Source organism: Psychrobacter okhotskensis, from assembly GCF_965638355.1.
GTDB classification, from domain to species: Bacteria; Pseudomonadota; Gammaproteobacteria; order Pseudomonadales; family Moraxellaceae; genus Psychrobacter; species Psychrobacter okhotskensis.
Map to the genome: position 1 here is coordinate 93,623 of NZ_OZ281822.1, position 16,995 is coordinate 110,617.

At 44.3% G+C, this 16,995-nt stretch carries 16 protein-coding genes and 2 tRNA genes; 8 read left to right on the forward strand and 10 right to left on the reverse strand.

All coding sequences use genetic code 11. The annotated features are described in order from the left end of the window. Positions 1-26 precede the first annotated feature (26 nt). From ACSUPM_RS00375 to recN, 6 genes are all read right to left on the reverse strand, one after another. The gene (locus tag ACSUPM_RS00375) at positions 27-1,247 is read right to left on the reverse strand and encodes a methyltransferase (RefSeq protein ID WP_201582613.1); all 1,221 of its coding nucleotides are present in this window, start codon (positions 1,245-1,247) and stop codon (positions 27-29) included. A gap of 111 nt (positions 1,248-1,358) precedes the next feature. Beyond that, positions 1,359-1,685, reverse strand: a complete 327-nt coding sequence (gene tusA, locus ACSUPM_RS00380) for a sulfurtransferase TusA (RefSeq protein WP_201582612.1) — start codon at positions 1,683-1,685, stop codon at positions 1,359-1,361. An 82-nt stretch (positions 1,686-1,767) separates the two neighbouring features. After that, on the reverse strand, positions 1,768-2,244 hold the full coding sequence (locus ACSUPM_RS00385) for a hypothetical protein (RefSeq protein WP_025652599.1): 477 nt from the start codon (positions 2,242-2,244) through the stop codon (positions 1,768-1,770). A 78-nt stretch (positions 2,245-2,322) separates the two neighbouring features. Next, complete coding sequence (ruvX, locus tag ACSUPM_RS00390) at positions 2,323-2,853, reverse strand: Holliday junction resolvase RuvX (RefSeq protein ID WP_374189988.1); 531 nt, start codon at positions 2,851-2,853, stop codon at positions 2,323-2,325. Between the two features lie 40 nt (positions 2,854-2,893). Then, positions 2,894-3,457, reverse strand: a complete 564-nt coding sequence (locus ACSUPM_RS00395) for a YqgE/AlgH family protein (RefSeq protein WP_025652597.1) — start codon at positions 3,455-3,457, stop codon at positions 2,894-2,896. 267 nt (positions 3,458-3,724) lie between these two features. Next, positions 3,725-5,413 carry a DNA repair protein RecN gene (gene recN / locus ACSUPM_RS00400; RefSeq protein ID WP_436880063.1) on the reverse strand — a complete coding sequence of 563 codons (1,689 nt, stop codon included), beginning with the start codon at positions 5,411-5,413 and terminating at the stop codon, positions 3,725-3,727. Positions 5,414-6,042: 629 nt separating this feature from the next. On the opposite strand from recN, the gene ACSUPM_RS00405 reads away from it, so the two are divergent. After that, on the forward strand, positions 6,043-6,378 hold the full coding sequence (locus ACSUPM_RS00405) for a pyrimidine/purine nucleoside phosphorylase (RefSeq protein WP_010197725.1): 336 nt from the start codon (positions 6,043-6,045) through the stop codon (positions 6,376-6,378). A 206-nt stretch (positions 6,379-6,584) separates the two neighbouring features. Further along, positions 6,585-7,355: a 23S rRNA (guanosine(2251)-2'-O)-methyltransferase RlmB gene (gene rlmB, locus ACSUPM_RS00410; RefSeq protein ID WP_025652595.1), complete on the forward strand. Its 771-nt coding sequence runs from the start codon at positions 6,585-6,587 to the stop codon at positions 7,353-7,355. On the opposite strand, the gene coaE is transcribed toward rlmB, so the two are convergent. The 4 genes from coaE to pilB all read right to left on the reverse strand — a co-directional run bounded on the left by coaE (position 7,318) and on the right by pilB (position 12,179). After that, positions 7,318-8,010, reverse strand: coding sequence for a dephospho-CoA kinase (gene coaE / locus ACSUPM_RS00415; protein WP_025652594.1), 693 nt, complete (start codon positions 8,008-8,010; stop codon positions 7,318-7,320). The genes rlmB and coaE overlap by 38 nt on opposite strands. A gap of 60 nt (positions 8,011-8,070) precedes the next feature. Next, the gene (locus ACSUPM_RS00420) at positions 8,071-8,970 is read right to left on the reverse strand and encodes a prepilin peptidase (RefSeq protein WP_025652593.1); all 900 of its coding nucleotides are present in this window, start codon (positions 8,968-8,970) and stop codon (positions 8,071-8,073) included. Between the two features lie 25 nt (positions 8,971-8,995). Beyond that, positions 8,996-10,219, reverse strand: coding sequence for a type II secretion system F family protein (locus ACSUPM_RS00425; RefSeq protein WP_025652592.1), 1,224 nt, complete (start codon positions 10,217-10,219; stop codon positions 8,996-8,998). 250 nt (positions 10,220-10,469) lie between these two features. Next, complete coding sequence (gene pilB, locus ACSUPM_RS00430; protein WP_025652591.1) at positions 10,470-12,179, reverse strand: type IV-A pilus assembly ATPase PilB; 1,710 nt, start codon at positions 12,177-12,179, stop codon at positions 10,470-10,472. A 347-nt stretch (positions 12,180-12,526) separates the two neighbouring features. On the opposite strand from pilB, the gene tpiA reads away from it, so the two are divergent. The 6 genes from tpiA to nusA all read left to right on the forward strand — a co-directional run bounded on the left by tpiA (position 12,527) and on the right by nusA (position 16,941). After that, complete coding sequence (gene tpiA, locus ACSUPM_RS00435) at positions 12,527-13,327, forward strand: triose-phosphate isomerase (RefSeq protein WP_201566971.1); 801 nt, start codon at positions 12,527-12,529, stop codon at positions 13,325-13,327. 223 nt (positions 13,328-13,550) lie between these two features. After that, positions 13,551-13,859, forward strand: a complete 309-nt coding sequence (secG, locus tag ACSUPM_RS00440; protein WP_025652589.1) for a preprotein translocase subunit SecG — start codon at positions 13,551-13,553, stop codon at positions 13,857-13,859. A 215-nt stretch (positions 13,860-14,074) separates the two neighbouring features. Continuing rightward, positions 14,075-14,159: transfer RNA gene (locus tag ACSUPM_RS00445), tRNA-Leu, on the forward strand. A gap of 124 nt (positions 14,160-14,283) precedes the next feature. Beyond that, a tRNA-Met gene (locus tag ACSUPM_RS00450) sits at positions 14,284-14,360 on the forward strand. 459 nt (positions 14,361-14,819) lie between these two features. Next, the gene (gene rimP, locus ACSUPM_RS00455) at positions 14,820-15,320 is read left to right on the forward strand and encodes a ribosome maturation factor RimP (protein ID WP_025652588.1); all 501 of its coding nucleotides are present in this window, start codon (positions 14,820-14,822) and stop codon (positions 15,318-15,320) included. Positions 15,321-15,456: 136 nt separating this feature from the next. Then, the gene (gene nusA / locus ACSUPM_RS00460) at positions 15,457-16,941 is read left to right on the forward strand and encodes a transcription termination factor NusA (protein WP_201566973.1); all 1,485 of its coding nucleotides are present in this window, start codon (positions 15,457-15,459) and stop codon (positions 16,939-16,941) included. Positions 16,942-16,995 lie beyond the last annotated feature (54 nt).

Below are 16,995 nucleotides of genomic sequence, written 5' to 3' on the forward strand. Positions count from 1 at the left end.
AATGATTAATTATCAATTATTAAAGATTAGGCAGGTACTAAACACCATAATGAGGTAATTTCCGCACTACGCGCCGCATAGAGAGGATCAGTATCATCTTGGCTGCGACCATGCTTAGGTTTTGTATCGAGGCGGTATTTTACTTTTAAATCGCTATCTGCAAACCAACCTAATAATTCCTCACGAGTACGCAGCTGCAAATGCTCAGCCAAATCTGACAGAATTAACCAGACTTCTCCTTGCTCAGCTAAATGAGTTTTCGCGCTCTGCAAAAACCCACGCAGCATGGTGCTATTGGCATCATAAACAGCGTACTCTAAAGGCGAGCTAGGCTTGGCAGGTAACCAAGGCGGATTACAGACAATTAAATTAGCGAGTGGCGCATCAGTCGGATACAAATCAGCTTGCTGCAACTGTACGTTAGTGAGTTTTAATCGCGTAAAATTTTCGCTAGCGCAGGCTAAAGCCCGTGGATTTAAATCGGTGGCAATCACATGATTTACACCGCGCTGCGCTAAGATAATGGCAAGCAAGCCTGTGCCTGTGCCGATGTCATAAGCGATCTCATGAATGGTCGGCAGCGTCGCATCGAGCAGTAGCTGCACATACTCATGGCGGGTTGGTGCAAAAACGCCATAATGCGGGTAAATCGATAGACTTAAGCTTTCAACTGGCACGCCTTTTTCGCGCCACTGCGCTGCACCTAACGCCCCTTGCAAGTCACGAAATGAAAGTACACATGATTCATCAGCCGCGTTGTCTAACTGGCCAAAAGCTGCTGTACAGGCCGCGCTGACATCAGGGGCGCGACGCAGATGGCTGACATAATTGGCATCAAGCTCTAGTAGCAAGCGACTTAATATACGCGCACGCTGTGCTTGCATTTGCCGTTGTTGATAAAACAAGTTAGGTAGTTCTTTAGAGTTGACCGAATCAGACTCTGCGTTAGACTTAGCAGATTTATTAGCCGCTTTCTTTATTTTGCGCTGCTCAGAGCGCTCATTGGTACGCTCGATACGTCGGTTGAGCGCTTGTAGCAATTGCTTGGCATTATGAAAGTCACCGCGCCACAGCAGTGACGTGCCTTCGCAAGCCAAGCGGTACGCCTCATCAGCGGTTGTTTTGTCATCGACCAATACAATACGCGCAGGCGCTGCATGATTGCTCTCCGATAACCAGCGGGCACGACGTAAGGTTTCATTGCCATTTTCGTGCCACTGTACGTACTGCTGTTGGGTTGCTAACACGTTATCTACCTTTAATTTGTGAATGATATGTTTTGTACAAAGCAAAGATATCTTTGTGTTTTTGATGCTCTTAAATTATTAGTGCAAGGTCAACCGCATGCGTTCAAGCTTTCAAGCGCTCTTTTTCTTCACCAAATAACGATAAAGCGTGGCGCTGATAGGCGCGTTATTATCGTCAGCAACTGTGATTTCATCAGAATCGACATTTAAAGGTACATTTTCAGCAAGGGTTTCTTGCTGGACAAGCTCATGCCCTAAATGACGGCAAAAATTAGGAATATCGCGAGTGGTTGCAGGGTCAGTGGCGAGTATCTCAATCACCGCGCCGGCTTCGGCTTTACGAATGATTCGATGCAGCATCATCACTGGCTCAGGGCAAATAAGCCCTTGGGTATCTAGATAATGTTGAATCGTGCTATCAGATATTGAAGTAGTCATAGTCGTCGTTTTAAATTAATAAAGTATGGTTAAAAAAGTTCTTTGCTAGCTATTGCTTAGTGTTATTTTCTGTTCAGCTGTTTTACACTTCTTCGGCGATTTCGGCTTCCTCAGCGTCTAAAAAGTTAAAAAAACGCTTAAAGCTCACCTTAAACAAAAATGCCACGCCAAGCCAGCAGGACAGCCCTAACCAAGCGGTATCGGCAAATAATAGCCCGCCAAGTAATATCACCGTGGATACGCCAATACTCATGGCAATCATCGACGGTTGGTTTAAGCGATAACGATAAATAACCAACGCATCGTAAATGGTAATGGGAATGGTCAACGCCACTAAAACGTAGGGCAAGTTATAGAAGAGTTGATAAAGCAGCTGATTGTCATGAAAGGCTTTGATACTGGCAATGGTACCAAAGACCATAAAGGCGAAGATAGCGGCATAAATAAGATAAATCGCTATTTGATTCGCTCGCTGAGCGCCTTTGATACGAGCAATCGCAAGCGGCGCAAAGCCATGTTGCGATTTGTTTTGCAGAGACTGGTCTGAAACAGTGGTCATAATAATCAGGCATTTATCCGTGTAGAGTGACGATATGTCAAAAATTAGCGCTATTGTAACAGCAAGCTAGTCGCTAATTTAGTCTGCTTTGATGGCATCGATGGCGATACTGCTACTGGGATCAGCAAAATAAGTCGACATCAGGATACAAGCAGAGATGTCATCGATGGGGTCGCGCTCATGCTTAATCCAGCCATTATCCCACGCGATCTCACGCGCCGCCACTGAAGTTAGGCGTTCATCGCAGAGGCTTACTACAACTGGCAGGTGCTGTTCCATGACTCGATGCGCTAGGCGACGGGCAAATTTGTGCGCGCGCTTCGACAGCATTGAGCTGCTACCATCCATATTAAGCGGCAACCCCACCACCACTTTTGTCACGCCCCATACCTTGATAATACCCAGTAGATTATCCCAATCAGGCTGGCCATTATTCATCGCTAAGATATCAAAAGCACGCGCGGTTTCGGTGATAGTGTTACCTAGCGCCATGCCCATTTTTTTGACGCCATAATCAAGCGCCAAAATAAGATGCGGCTTAATAACTGGTTCCACCATAGTCGTATCGGCAGTTTCGATTTCAGTGCTAGTTTCAGACTCTACCATCATTATGCATACTTCCTATTTTCATACTTATTGAGCTTCTGACTCAAGCGTGACCAATATCGCTACTTAAATAGTCAAAATTAACCCCAATCTTATCGGCAGCGATTTGCCAGCGTTCTTCAAATGGCGTATTAAACAATAAATTCAGATCAGCAGGACAGACGAGCCAGTCGCCACTAGCAAGCTCTTGGTCGAGTTGTTTTTTGCCCCAGCTGGCATGACCTAAGCACAGCTGATAATGACCAACGCCTTGACCGGCGGCGATACGCTTCAAGATATCTTGACTGGTAGTGATACAGACGTTTTCTGAGATGGCAAAAGACGATGCCCATTCTGGTTGACCTGTATGCAGGACAAAGCCGACCTCGGGATACATTGGACCACCTTCTAATGCCACATCTTCCATCACTTGCGGATCGGTGACTTCAATGTCTAAATCCTCTAGTAGTTTGCCCACGCGCGACTGCTCTAATGGACGATTGACCATCAGACCGAGGGCGCCATGTTTGTCATGACGACAGATATAAATCAGCGCCTGCTCAAACCGTGGGTCTGACAGCTCGGGTGCCGCGATTAAGAAATGATGGGTCAAATTGGCTTTAGACATAGCAACAAACGCAACCTAATAATAAAGGTGAAATAATAGAGAAGACACACCACTATATGGTGATAATGAGGGGGAAATCAACCGAGGCCAACAATCGCCATACGTTAGCCAGCAGTTATCTTTTTATAAATGATGGATACTTATAATCAAAATATCCTAAAAACGCTATGGTATTGCTGATATCAATTTTTTGCAGCCTCTGTCTGCGTAGGCACAGTAAGCAAGAAAAATTGATATCAGCAGTGCGCGATGTATCGATATGACTTTTCACTGACTATATTTTACATCAGACAATAGACTACGGGCATGATCACGGGTGACGTCAGTGATGGTCACACCGCCCGACATACGAGCCAACTCATCGACTTGCGCGCTGTCAGTCAATATTAACAGCTCACTTTCAGTCTGTTCGTCATGGTGTTTTTGTACCAAGATATGCTGATGCGCTTGCGCTGCGACTTGCGCCTGATGGGTAATGGCAAGTAGTTGCTGCGTCTGCCCAAGCTCGCGTAAGAGCTCACCGACCACTTGTGCGGTGCCGCCACTGATACCAACATCGACTTCATCAAATACCAACATTGGCTTAGCGGCATTATTATCGGCATTGGTCGCTTGCAATACTTGCATGACCAGCGCCATCCGCGACAGCTCACCGCCTGAGGCAATCTTATGTAGCGGCTGCATCGGCATACCAACGTTGGCACTAAACAATAAATCAATATCATAGCAGCCTTGCGCACTATATTGGCTTGGATCGGTCTTCTTAGTAAAGACAAAATCGCAGCGGGCGTTGGGCAGGGCAAGCGGTTTTAATTGCTTAATCAGCTGCTTACTGACAGTTGGTGCCGCTTTTGTTCTTTCTTTATTTAGTTGGGTTGCTAGCGTCAGATACTCTTGCCATGCTTGTTCAATTTGCGCTGCCATGGCATCACTGCTTGGTTCGTTTTCCAGTTGCTCTAATTGCGCTTCCCAGCCTTTGGCCTCATCGATTAAGTCGCTCGCTGGCAAGCTATGCTTACGTGACAAGCGGTGTCCAAGACTGATTAAATTGTCTAATGCTTGCAAGCGCTCTGGGTCAGGCAGTTGTTGCTCTGCATAATCTGAGAGTAGGGCGGTTACCTCAGTGATTTGCTGCTGCGCCAAATGTAGCTGTTCGGAGGCTTGCTCAAAGGTTTGGCTAACGCCCAACTGATGATCACAGAGTTTGATTGCCTGTCCTAATAAGGTCATGACATCAGGCTCATCGGTATCATTATCGAGCAAATGCAAACCCTGACTGGCCTCTTGCATTAATGCTTCGATATTAGACAATTCTTCGTGCTCCGCTTCGACCTCCGCATAATCAACCGCCAGTAACGGTGCAATATCAGACAACTGATTTTGCAGCAGTTGAATACGGTCTTGACGTTGAGCTTCCCGACTTGCCATCTCATCAGCGCGTCGTTTGAGCTGCTGATAAGTTTGATAACTGCCAGCTGTTTGCATAGCAAGTGGAGTTATTTGTGCCATCTCATCGAGCCATTGCACCACAAACTGAGGCTTCAGTAAGGCTTGCTGGGCATGTTGGCTATGAATATTAACCAGTAATGTACCTAGGCTTTTTAGCTCCGCCAAACTGACTGGCGTGCCATTTAACCACGCTTTGGATCGTCCTGTATTACTCAGTTGACGACGGATTAATACTTCTGGTTCTTCTAGCGCTCGGTCATTTTTGGCAAACCATTCGGTAACGACACTATTATTCTCCACATCAAACTGCGCATAAATATCGGCATGGGCAGCGCCATGTCTGACCATCGCACTATCGGCACGCTCGCCTACACATAAGGAGAGAGCATCTAGTAATAGTGACTTGCCAGCCCCTGTCTCACCAGTAATGACATTAAAGCCTTCAGCCATACTCAGCTCATGCTGAGCAATCAATGCAAACTGATGTAAAGTTAATGATACGAGCATCAACGCCTCTCATGACAGACAATCAATCTCACATAAAATCATGAAAGGTCATATCTAAAATAGGGTAAATAAAGAAGTAAAACGGTTGGGGTAATAGTACTAAATAGACAATAGCTATTGGTAAATAGTATGCTGTCAAACGCTGTTAAATACAAATTTTAAAGTCGTCAAATACTGCGAACTGACTAGGAAAGACTATCATAAAATTTCAATAAGCCTATGATAAAAAAGCAATTAACCGTCTTAATAATCATATTAATAGCTATCATAAGCGTGATAAAGAGCGACTGTCATAATAAGTTGTTATCATAAAAGAGCATTCACAATAATAGCGCGCAACGTATATACACTATAGGCATCAGCCGATAGCTACAGAACGAATGGTTAAGAATTATTCAGCCTAAAAGCCCAACAAAATTTTCATTGGTGCTGTAACAAACTTTATAGATATAATGTGGTAGCATAATCTCACATAATGATAAACTCTTACCACTAGATTTTTAACCATTATGCACCATCGCGTATTTTTACTGTAACGCACAATGCGTAGTACGACCTAGGTAGAGTAAGCAGTTCAATACGTTACTTATTTTTTAGTTTGGCAATAATTATTTGATAAGGAAGCCACTATGACAGCGGCGCAATTTACCAGTGTGACAGTCAATGCCCAAGCCACGATATCGTATGATGGTCGTTGCTCAAGCCATACCATCATGTTCGAGGATGGTCGGCATAAAACATTAGGTGTGATCTTACCTTGCGACAATTTGGTCGAGCATTATCACTTTAGCACTAATACCTCCGAGCGTATCGAAATCATCAGTGGCGAGTGTGAAGTCAAAATAAATGGTGATGAAGAGTTCAGCTACTATCGTGCGGGACAATCATTTGTCGTTGAAGGCAACAGTGGCTTCAACTTACGCACAGAGGAAATTGTCCAATATATCTGTCATTTAGAAGGTTGATAGTATGACCAGTTAAAGGTGTTAAAAGACAGTTTATGATGCCTAAAACTAAGTACTAAAAAAGAAATAAATCTTGCGATAAGGTTTATTTCTTTTTTTTGGTGACATTATTTCGTTTAAGCCATTGATTAGTTGCTACAATTATAAGCATATTTCTTCTTTCTATCGCATACCGCGATATTCATTTTATAACCGGCAGTCCTGTTATGGCAAAACCCATTTACTTCTATGGCATTCATGCTATTGATGCGTTACTCGAACATCGTCCTCTTGATGGCCTTAGCTTGTTTGTACAGCAAGGGCGCGAGAGCGACAGTCATGTCAAAGCGATTATGGCGCAGGCAGCAGATAATGGCATCAGCATTCAACCGACGCAAAAAGACAAGCTCACGCAACTGTGTGGTAGCCCGCAGCATCAAGGTGTGGTGCTGAATGCACGACCGTTAGGTTTCGCTGATGAAGGCTTGCTTGATATTATCATCGGCCGTGAACAGTGTCTGCTATTGGTTTTGGATCAAATCACCGATGCGCATAACTTTGGTGCGTGCTTGCGTACCGCCGTTGCCATGGGTGTTGATGCGGTGGTTTGTCCAAAACATCATGCGGCGAGCCTCACGCCTACGGTTGCGAAAGTGTCGGTAGGGGCGGCAGAGATGATGCCTATTGTTAGCGTTACCAATTTGGCACGCACGCTGACGCAAATCAAAAATGCCGGCGTCTTTGTATTCGGTACAGCACTCAATGCAGAGGCGAAGCCGATACATGAGGCAGACTTGACAGGTAAAACAGCTATTATTATGGGGTCAGAAGGAGAGGGCATGCGCCGCCTGACGACGGAGAGCTGTGATGAGCTGGTTTATATTCCGATGTCAGGCAATGAGCATGGCAACTTACAAAGCTTAAATGTAAGCGTTGCCACGGGCATGGCGCTATATGAAGTTAATCGGCAGCGTACTTTAGCTGCTGGGCAAGCGTAAGATAGCTCTGATGTAGTGGCTCTAATTTTAGGTAGAGATCAGCCAAATTACCATCATTAAGTACGACATCATCAGCGTGCTGATTCCGCTCTTCGCGGCTTAGCTGATTGACCATGATGGCTTTAATCTTTTGTACGCTTTGTTCATCTCGCTGGCTGGCACGGGTCAGCTGGGTGTCCACCGCCGCATCCATGACCAAAATACGCTGGCATAAATTGGCCAGCCCTGCTTCCGCCGCTTCGATGAGTAGTGGCGCTGACAACACCACATAAGGTGAGGTGCTTTCGGCCAGCTGTAGTTTTGCCGCCTCACGTATCGCTGGATGGGTAATCGCTTCTAGCTCAATCAGTGCTTCTGGATAAGTAAAAACATGCGTTCTTACCGCTGCCCGATCCATATCTCCTTTTTCATTCACTACCCAATCACCAAACTTCTTCTGGATTTTGCGTAGCGTTGCGCTGCCTTTGGCAACGACTTGATGGGCAATGACATCGGCATCAATAATATCAATGCCTTGCTCAGCGAACCAATCACTGGCGGCAGATTTACCACTACCGATGCCCCCGGTTAGACCTACTACTAGCGTCTTGCTTTTCTTTTGCAGGCTTTGTGGTTGATGAGAATAAGGCGAAGCTGTTGTGGCATATTTTGACATAATAATGACTTATCTAACGGATAGAATGGCAGTAATAAACTGAGAAAATAGTTTGTGACCCTAAGTATACATGCCCAAGTACCAACTGACGATATCTGAGCCATATAATAAAGCAACAATACCAGCCACTGCGATATAAGGACCAAAGGCAAAAGGCTTACTCTCACCTTGTTTTTTCATCAAAATCAGGCCAACGATTGAGCCGAGTAGGGAAGACAATAAAATAATTAATGGTAACATCATGGGCCCAAGCCAAGCACCCAGTACTGCTAGGAGCTTAAAGTCACCTTGTCCCATGCCATGTTTTTTGGTGATAAGGAAGAATACTTTGACCACTATCCATAATGATAAAAACCCAAACAACAAGCCCCAAATAGACTGAGTTGGTGAGACGAACCAGCTTTGTGAATTGACGGCCAATCCTAAACCCGCTAACGGAAAGGTTAGGCGATCTGGCAGTAGCTGGGTATCAAAATCGATACCCGTTAATGCCACTAGCGTCCATACTAAAACTAAGGCGGACAACCCAGCGGCACTGACCCCAAACTGATAGATGACCAGTATGGATAACAAGGCAGTGACGAGCTCAACCAAAGGATAACGCAGACCGATAGCAGCATTACAGTTTGAGCAGCGCCCACGTAACAGCAGCCAGCTTATTAAGGGTACGTTCTCATACCACTTTATTTTGTGCGCGCAGTGAGGGCAGCGCGACGCTGGTCGACTCAACGTAATAGGGGTATCCGCTGCGACGATATCGGTCAGTGGTATGGTATGCTCTTGCGGCATGTCTGCTTGCTGCGCCATAAATTGACTACATTCTTGACGCCAGCTATAGACCATCATCAGCGGCATACGGTGAATCACCACATTTAAAAAACTGCCCACACAAAGGCCCAACAGACCAAATACGACTAACGCTACCGTCATATTACTTTGTAATAATTCTATAAATTGCATTAAATCGCTGTCCTTTCCGTCATCTTTAACCTACCACTGAGCCCATTTGGAAGATTGGCAAATACATCGCAATCACCAAGCCACCGACCAAAACCCCCAACACAGCCATAATCATAGGCTCCATCAGACTGGTCAAGCCGTCGACCGCATTGTCGACTTCGTTTTCGTAATAGACCGCTACTTTATCTAGCATTTCTTCTAAGCTACCAGACTCTTCACCGATACCAACCATTTGAATGGCCATACTTGGAAATAGATTGGTAGAGCGTATCGAAAACTGCAATTGTTGACCAGTAGATACGTCATTTTTGATTTGCTGCGTCGCATTATAAAACACGACGTTATTAGTGGCGCCAGCAGTCGAATCTAGGGCGTCGATAAGGGGTACACCAGCGGCAAAGGTGGTAGATAAGGTACGAGCGAAACGCGCGATAATGGCTTGATAAGCAATATTGCCAAATATTGGTATTTTTAATACGGCACGGTCTAAAAAGTCTCGGAATTTCTTAGAGCGTTTTTTGGCTTCTGAAAAACCAATAATCGCCCCACCAATGAGAATAATCAAAATAAACCACCACGCCTGCATCCATTCAGACATGCCAACGACCATTTGGGTAAAGGCAGGGAGCTCTGCGCCAAAAGATTCAAATAAGTCTGAGAATACAGGGACTACTTTGATAAGCAGAATCATGGTAACGATAACAGCGACGACAATAACCGCGATAGGATATTTTACCGCTTTTTTAATTTTGGCTTTTAATAATTCGCTTTTTTCTTTATAAGTGGCAACCCGCTCCAGCATGGTCTCAAGCGCACCTGATTGCTCGCCAGAGTCGACGAGCGAGCAAAACAGATCATCAAAATAGCGTGGGTGTTTACGCAAGGCTGAGGCAAAAGTCCCACCGGCTTCGATATCGGCTTTTATTTGCAAAACCAGTTCTTTCATACTGGGATTATCCAATGAGTCCGCGACAATCTCAAAGGACTGGGTCAATGGCACGCCCGCTTTCATCATGGTTGCCAATTGACGGGCAAAGATGGCAATATCAATAGGTTTGATGGGTTTTTTGAAGGTGTAGAGGGGCTTGGGCTTTTTCTTGATACCTTTGACGGTGATGCCTTGTTTGCGCAGAGTAGCTTTTGCCAGCTCTAGGCTACGACTGGTGGTTTCGCCCTTTACTTTTTGTCCGCGTCGATTTACCCCGTCATAGACAAAGTCTAACAGCATGTCGGTCTTCGCTTTTGCCATGTTACTACCCTCAAGATTTGTCTAATATAGATATTGCAAAGAAATACAACGATGCCTAACTTATTACACAAAGATGGCATACTTTATTTTAACGTAAAAAACCAGTATAACTCTGTTTTATTTTTAAGTACATCTGAGTAAGTATTATTGCTGGTTTATAAAAATAACGCCATTCGAAGTCAAGACTATTTAAAAGCAATGCTATCAATGCCTAGAGAGTAGAAATAATAAGGCGATTTAGCGTTCATCATTATTCAGAGGTAACGCGCATCATTTCTTGAATACTGGTCACGCCTTGTAAAACTTTTAACACCCCAGAGCGGCGCAAGTCTCGAAAGCCATTTTTGAGAGCCGCATCTTTGATATCAATTGCGTTGCCATCTTCCATGATAATCCGAGAAATATCAGGGCTGACTTTCATCACCTCGTAGATACCTACACGGCCTTTATAACCTTCGCGGCATTCGTTACAGCCTACGGGTTCATAGATGACATTGTCTGGGTTGTCTAAATCGGTGTCAGTAAAGCCAAGCTCAAGCAAGCTTTGCCGTGGCACGTTGATGGGTTTTTTACAGTTTTTACATAAGCGCCGTGCTAGGCGCTGGGCGATAACCAAGTTCACTGACGTGGCAATGTTAAAGGAAGCCACACCCATGTTGCGTAGGCGGGTCAAGGTCTCTGGTGCTGAGTTGGTATGCAGGGTCGAAAGCACCATATGGCCGGTTTGCGCAGCCTTAATGGCAATCTCTGCCGTTTCAAGGTCACGAATCTCACCCACCATTACGATGTCAGGATCTTGACGTAAGAATGACTTTAGCGCATTGGCGAAAGTCAGCCCCACTTTAGCATTCACGTTGACCTGATTAATGCCTTCGAGGTTAATCTCGACCGGATCTTCGGCAGTGGAGATGTTCGTTGCGCCTGTGTTCAAAATGTTAATGCCGGTATAGAGTGACACCGTTTTACCAGAACCAGTCGGACCAGTAATCAGTAGCATACCTTGCGGTTTATGCAACGCTTCCAAAAACATGTCTTGTTGGTCAGGCTCATAACCAAGAGCCTCGATACCGAGCATGGCGGATGACGGGTCCAAAATACGCAATACAAGCTTTTCACCAAACAAGGTCGGTAATGAGTTGACCCGGAAATCGATGGCTTTATTTTTAGATATTTTGAGCTTAATGCGCCCATCTTGTGGTATGCGGCGTTCTGAGATGTCCATCTGTGACATCACCTTTAGCCGCGCTGCAATTTTGCTAGCGAGCTGTACTGGCGGGTTGGCCATTTTTTGCATGACACCGTCGACACGGAAGCGAACACGAAAGCTTTTTTCATACGGTTCAAAATGCAAATCTGAGGCGCCCATACGAATGGCGTCGACCAGCATTTTATTGACAAACTTTACGACAGGCGCTTCATCGATATTATCGCTAAGCTTGGTTTCACCTTCCTCTTCTTCACCGTCTTCAAAGCCAATATTTAAGTCACTGTCAGAAAAACTATCAAAACTTTGCATGGTATCGGCATACAGACTCTCGATACGTCTTTTTAGCTTATCTTCTTCGACGACGACGGTTTCAATAGAGAGGCGAGAGTTAAAGGCAATCGCATCAATGGCGTCTATACGTGTTGGATCGCTTAAAGCAACAAATAAGCGCTGCCCACGCTTAAAGAGGGGAAGGGCGTGAAACTTGCGTACAATTTTTTCATCGACCAAATCTTTTGGAATGACATCTGCACTGATTGCGTCAAGATCAAAGAGCGGATCGCCAAAAGCCTGTGACAGCATTTGTGCCAGTTGATAAGCATTGGCTAATTTATTGTCTACCAAATAAGGTACGAGCCCGATTTGCTGTTGCTGCGATTCTGTCTGCGCAGTTTTCATATGCGCTTCGCTTACGATACCTTCGCTAATCAGCTGCTGGGCTAAACCACCGTATTTATTGGCTGTGATAGACATAATGACCTCTCTTTGATATCGAATGTTTTGCTAAAACCCGCTTGCTAAGTATTTGAGTATTTGAGTATTTAAGTATTTAAGTATTGATGGTTTTCATGAGTAGCTCTTAATCATTAATTATCGTCAATGTTGGTTAAAGTCGTTTGAGATAAGTAGTTTTAAGCGGCTGTTATTTTTTAGTATTCATAGTAGTGACTGTATTTTTTTAAGCTTTATATAGGGTATGCCACTATATATAAGCCATTTTGCTTCAGCTCGCACTATACTATAGCACTTGTGAAATATTTGTTATACTGGCGCGCATATGAGCCGAATTGGCAGGAATACATGAGACAAGGTAGATGAGTATGCAAGCTTGGGTAATTGGCAATTGGAAGCAAAATCCAGCAACGAGCCACGACGTCAATGTGCTACTAGATGACTTATTAACTGCCGTTGATACCGAAGAGCAAGTGGTCAAAAATAGCTGCAGGTTAATAGTGGCACCCAGTTGTATTCACTTGGCTGCTGTCAGCGTCCGTTTAAAAGATACCTCAGTGCTGTGTGCAGCGCAAGATATTAGTGCGCATAGTGCGAACACTGGTGCGTATACGGGGGATTGTTCCGCGCAGCAAGTGGTTGATGCTGGTGCAACTTGGACGATACTTGGTCACTCTGAACGCCGTCAATACCATCAAGAGTCTCATGAGTGCTTGCTGCAAAAGCTGACTCATGCGCTGACGCAAAATTTGGGCGTGGTATTTTGTATTGGTGAGACCCAAGCACAATATGATGATAAGCAGACGTTGACAGTCATTGATACGCAGTTGTCAGTTATCAAAGACTTGCTCGCGCAACAGCCCGAGCTTACTGCCTCATTGTCTGAGCGCTTAATTATTGCCTACGAGCCAGTATGGGCGATTGGGACGGGTAAAGTGCCAACCGTGGCAGAGGTGAGCGCCACGCATCAACATATTAAGCAGACGGTTGCAGGCTTCGCTGATTCATTGGACACGGTGACCGTACTATATGGTGGTAGTGTTAATGTCGATAACGCCGATAGTTTTGCGGCAGACCCTATGATAGATGGCGCATTAGTCGGCGGCGCGTCATTAAAAGCAGAAAGTTTTTTAGCGATTGCCGAGGCCTTTAGCCGTGCTATGGCTTAATAAAATTAAATAAAACATCCATTTAACAAATATTGAATGGCCACCTTATTCAAAAAATGTCTTTATCAGTTGGCAAAAGTGGGTTTAACAGTGCCCTTGCAATCGTGTACAATGCGCCTTATTTATATAATCGATTTGGCGTCATTACACGCTAAGCGCTATTATTAACCCCTACGATTTATTTTTCGTTATCAGTCGTCATTACGCGGCAAAAGAGGCCACCATGTTTACGTTTATATTAGCCCTGCACATTATCGTGGCAATTGCCATGATTGGCTTGATTTTGATACAGCATGGCAAAGGGGCAGACGCTGGGGCTTCTTTTGGCGCTGGTTCCTCAGGTACCGTATTTGGCGCTGCTGGGACCGCAAACTTTTTGACGCGTGCGACGGCAGTGTTAACCGTGATATTTTTTATCACCAGTATGACGCTGGCTGTACATGCGCGTAAGCAGGCAGAAGATCAGTTTCGTTTAGATGCGCCCGTGTCAGCACCACAAACGCCGCGCCCGTTAACGCAAAATCCTCAGTAGTTATTTTTTTAAAACGCTATCTCTAGAAACGGTATCTTTAATAACTGTTTTTTAGTATTCATTTTTAATCATTGTCTTTTAATGAAGGCAGCGCTTGCTATTTTAAGGCGTTAGATTTACAATGCTTTTTCTGTTTTTACAGTCTGATTCTATCGATGCCTACCTTAAGCATCTATTACGATAGATTAGACAGCAAAAGTAAAGCAGTGAAAAATGCGATTGTGGTGGAATTGGTAGACACGCCATCTTGAGGGGGTGGTGGCGCAAGCTGTGGGGGTTCAAGTCCCCCCAATCGCACCAAGTTTTATGGACGCTGCATAGCGTCAGGTTGGATTTTTTGGTAGCAAACGTTTGATTTAGACTTTATTTAAAATAAACGTTGACACTTCTACAAAACCTCCCTATAATATGCGTTCTAGATTGATGCGGGGTGGAGCAGTCTGGTAGCTCGTCGGGCTCATAACCCGAAGGTCGTTGGTTCAAATCCAGCCCCCGCTACCACTTTTTATACTGATGTTTTGTACACTAAATTTGTCAGTAACGATTAGCCCACCATTATGCTTGTGGGTTTTTTTGTATCTGCTGCTCGGTGTTATCGCGGTATCTATCCTACTTATGCTAAGCTCTAAGCCTATAGAGTACGATACTATTCGTTACTGGGCGTCACTTGCTGCTACCAGCGCGATGATTCGTAAGCACACTATCTTTTATTCCTCACTCTTTTATCGATAGTACTGCTTTATGAATAATAAAAGCATTGTTTGGCTGAGCTTGATGTTTTCTATGCTCATCCTTATATAAACGCACAACGCATCTTAATAGATGTTTGTGGTTTAACATAATGACCGTGACTTATATTCATTAATAATAAATCAATATTCGTTAATAATAAATCAAAGTTGATACAGTTACGGTTTACTCAATAAGATAGATAAGTGAATAGGAAAATATAAATAGATTATGAAGCTTTCGACCAAAGTTACAGAACTGACCAAGATTATTGCCCCCGCCGTTGCTGCTTGTGATGTGGCATTATGGGGCATTGAATTTGCACCGCAAGGCAATCGCTCTTTATTACGTATTTATATTGAAGCTTTGCCAGAAGAGCAAGCCCAAGATAAGCAAGTAACCATTGAGAACTGTGCGGCAGTGAATCACCAAGTAAGCGGTATTCTTGAAGTGCATGACCCTATTGCTGGTGAGTACATTTTAGAAGTGTCATCACCTGGCTTTGACCGTGCGTTCTTCTCAGATGAGCAGATGCATGGCTATGTGGGTCAAACAGTGAGCTTGCGTTTGATACAAGCTATTGGTGAAGGCGATCAAAAACGCCGCAAAGCAACAGGTACTTTAGACAGTATCGATGAGACGTCTCTAAAGCTGACATCTGCTGATGGTGAGCAGTTCGAAATTGCTCTGAGTAATATTGATAAAGCCCACTTGATTTATGAAGATGTCTAATTGCAATATTCAATGGTAATGTAGTATTAATCAATATTTTGACCCCTAAATAGCGTATAACTGACGGTGACAATACAACGTCAATATGCCAATTATAAAATTTAAGTCAATTATAAAATGATAGGACAGGTATAGCATGAGTCGTGAAATCTTAACGGTAGTAGAAACTGTCAGTAATGAAAAGGGCTTAAATCCTGAAGATATCTTTGAAGCAATTGAAGACGCTTTAGTGGTATCGACTAAGAAAAAAGTATATACCGAGCAGCCAGAAGTGGCTGTACGGGTAGCAATCGACCGTGCAACTGGCGATTACGATACTTATCGTTACTGGACAGTGGTTGCAGATGAAGACCATGAAATGCCAGCTTGTCAGCTTGCTATCACCGATCTTGATCAGGAAGAATGGTCAATTGGTGATATTAAAGAAGAGCAAATTGAATCAATCGAATTTGGTCGTATTGCTGCTACTCAAGCCAAACAAGTCATCATCCAAAAGATTCGTGAAGCTGAGCGTGCACTAGTTGCAGACGCTTTCGAGCCGCGTGTTGGTGAGATGATGTATGGCGAAGTCAAAAAACAGACTCGTGATGGCTATATCATCGATTTAGGTGACAATGCTGAAGGTTATTTGTCACGCGATCAAATGTTACCACGCGAACAACTCCGTGCAAAATCTCGTATCAATGCCATTTTATATCATGTCAACCGCGAAAATCGCGGTGCACAGTTGCTTTTGTCACGTACCCATCCCGAAATGCTCTCAGCTTTGATGCAAAAAGAAGTGCCTGAGATTGCCGAACAAATTATTGAAATTCGTAACGTCGCTCGTTTGCCGGGTACTCGTGCTAAAATAGCGGTCAAAACCAACGATCATCGTATTGATCCGGTTGGCGCTTGTATTGGTATGCGTGGTACGCGTATCCAAGCGGTTCAGCAAGAGCTTGATGGTGAGCGTATTGATGTGGTGGTTTGGTCAGATGATCCAGCCCAATTTATCATCAGCTCTTTAGAGCCTGCGGATGTTAGTAGTATCATCCTAGATGAAGACATGCAGACCGCTGATATCATCTTTAGCACCAACGATCAGCTAGCGCGCGCCATTGGCTCACAAGGTCAAAACGTCCGTCTGGCCTCTGAGCTAACGGGTTATAAGCTCAATATGATGCTAGAAGAAGAGTATCAGCAGCGCCAACAAAACGAATCAAAAGCGTTCATCGAGTTATTTTATGAGCGCTTAGAAGTTGATAAAGATTTGGCCCAAGCGCTCGTCGATATTGGTTTTACCAGTATTGAAGAAGTGGCTTACGTACCGGTCGAAACCTTCTATGACATCGAAGGTCTCGACGACGAAGCGATCGACATGATTCAAGAACGTGCTAAAGAAGTCGTCATCGCTGATGAGCTGGTTAAACAACAGAACATGAAAGAGCCAAGTCAAGAACTGCAAGATCTTGAAGGAATGACGGTCAGTTGGGCTTATAAAATGGCACAAAAAGACATCATTACCGTTGATGACTTGGCAGAACAAGCCGTCTTCGATTTAGAAGATATCGAAGGATTAGATACCGAAACCGCAGGAAAACTCATCATGAAAGCTCGGGAATCTTGGTTCAATGAATAAGCGGTAACTGCATATCGCTGTCTTTTAGTGATATGCTATCGATAATAAAGTGCT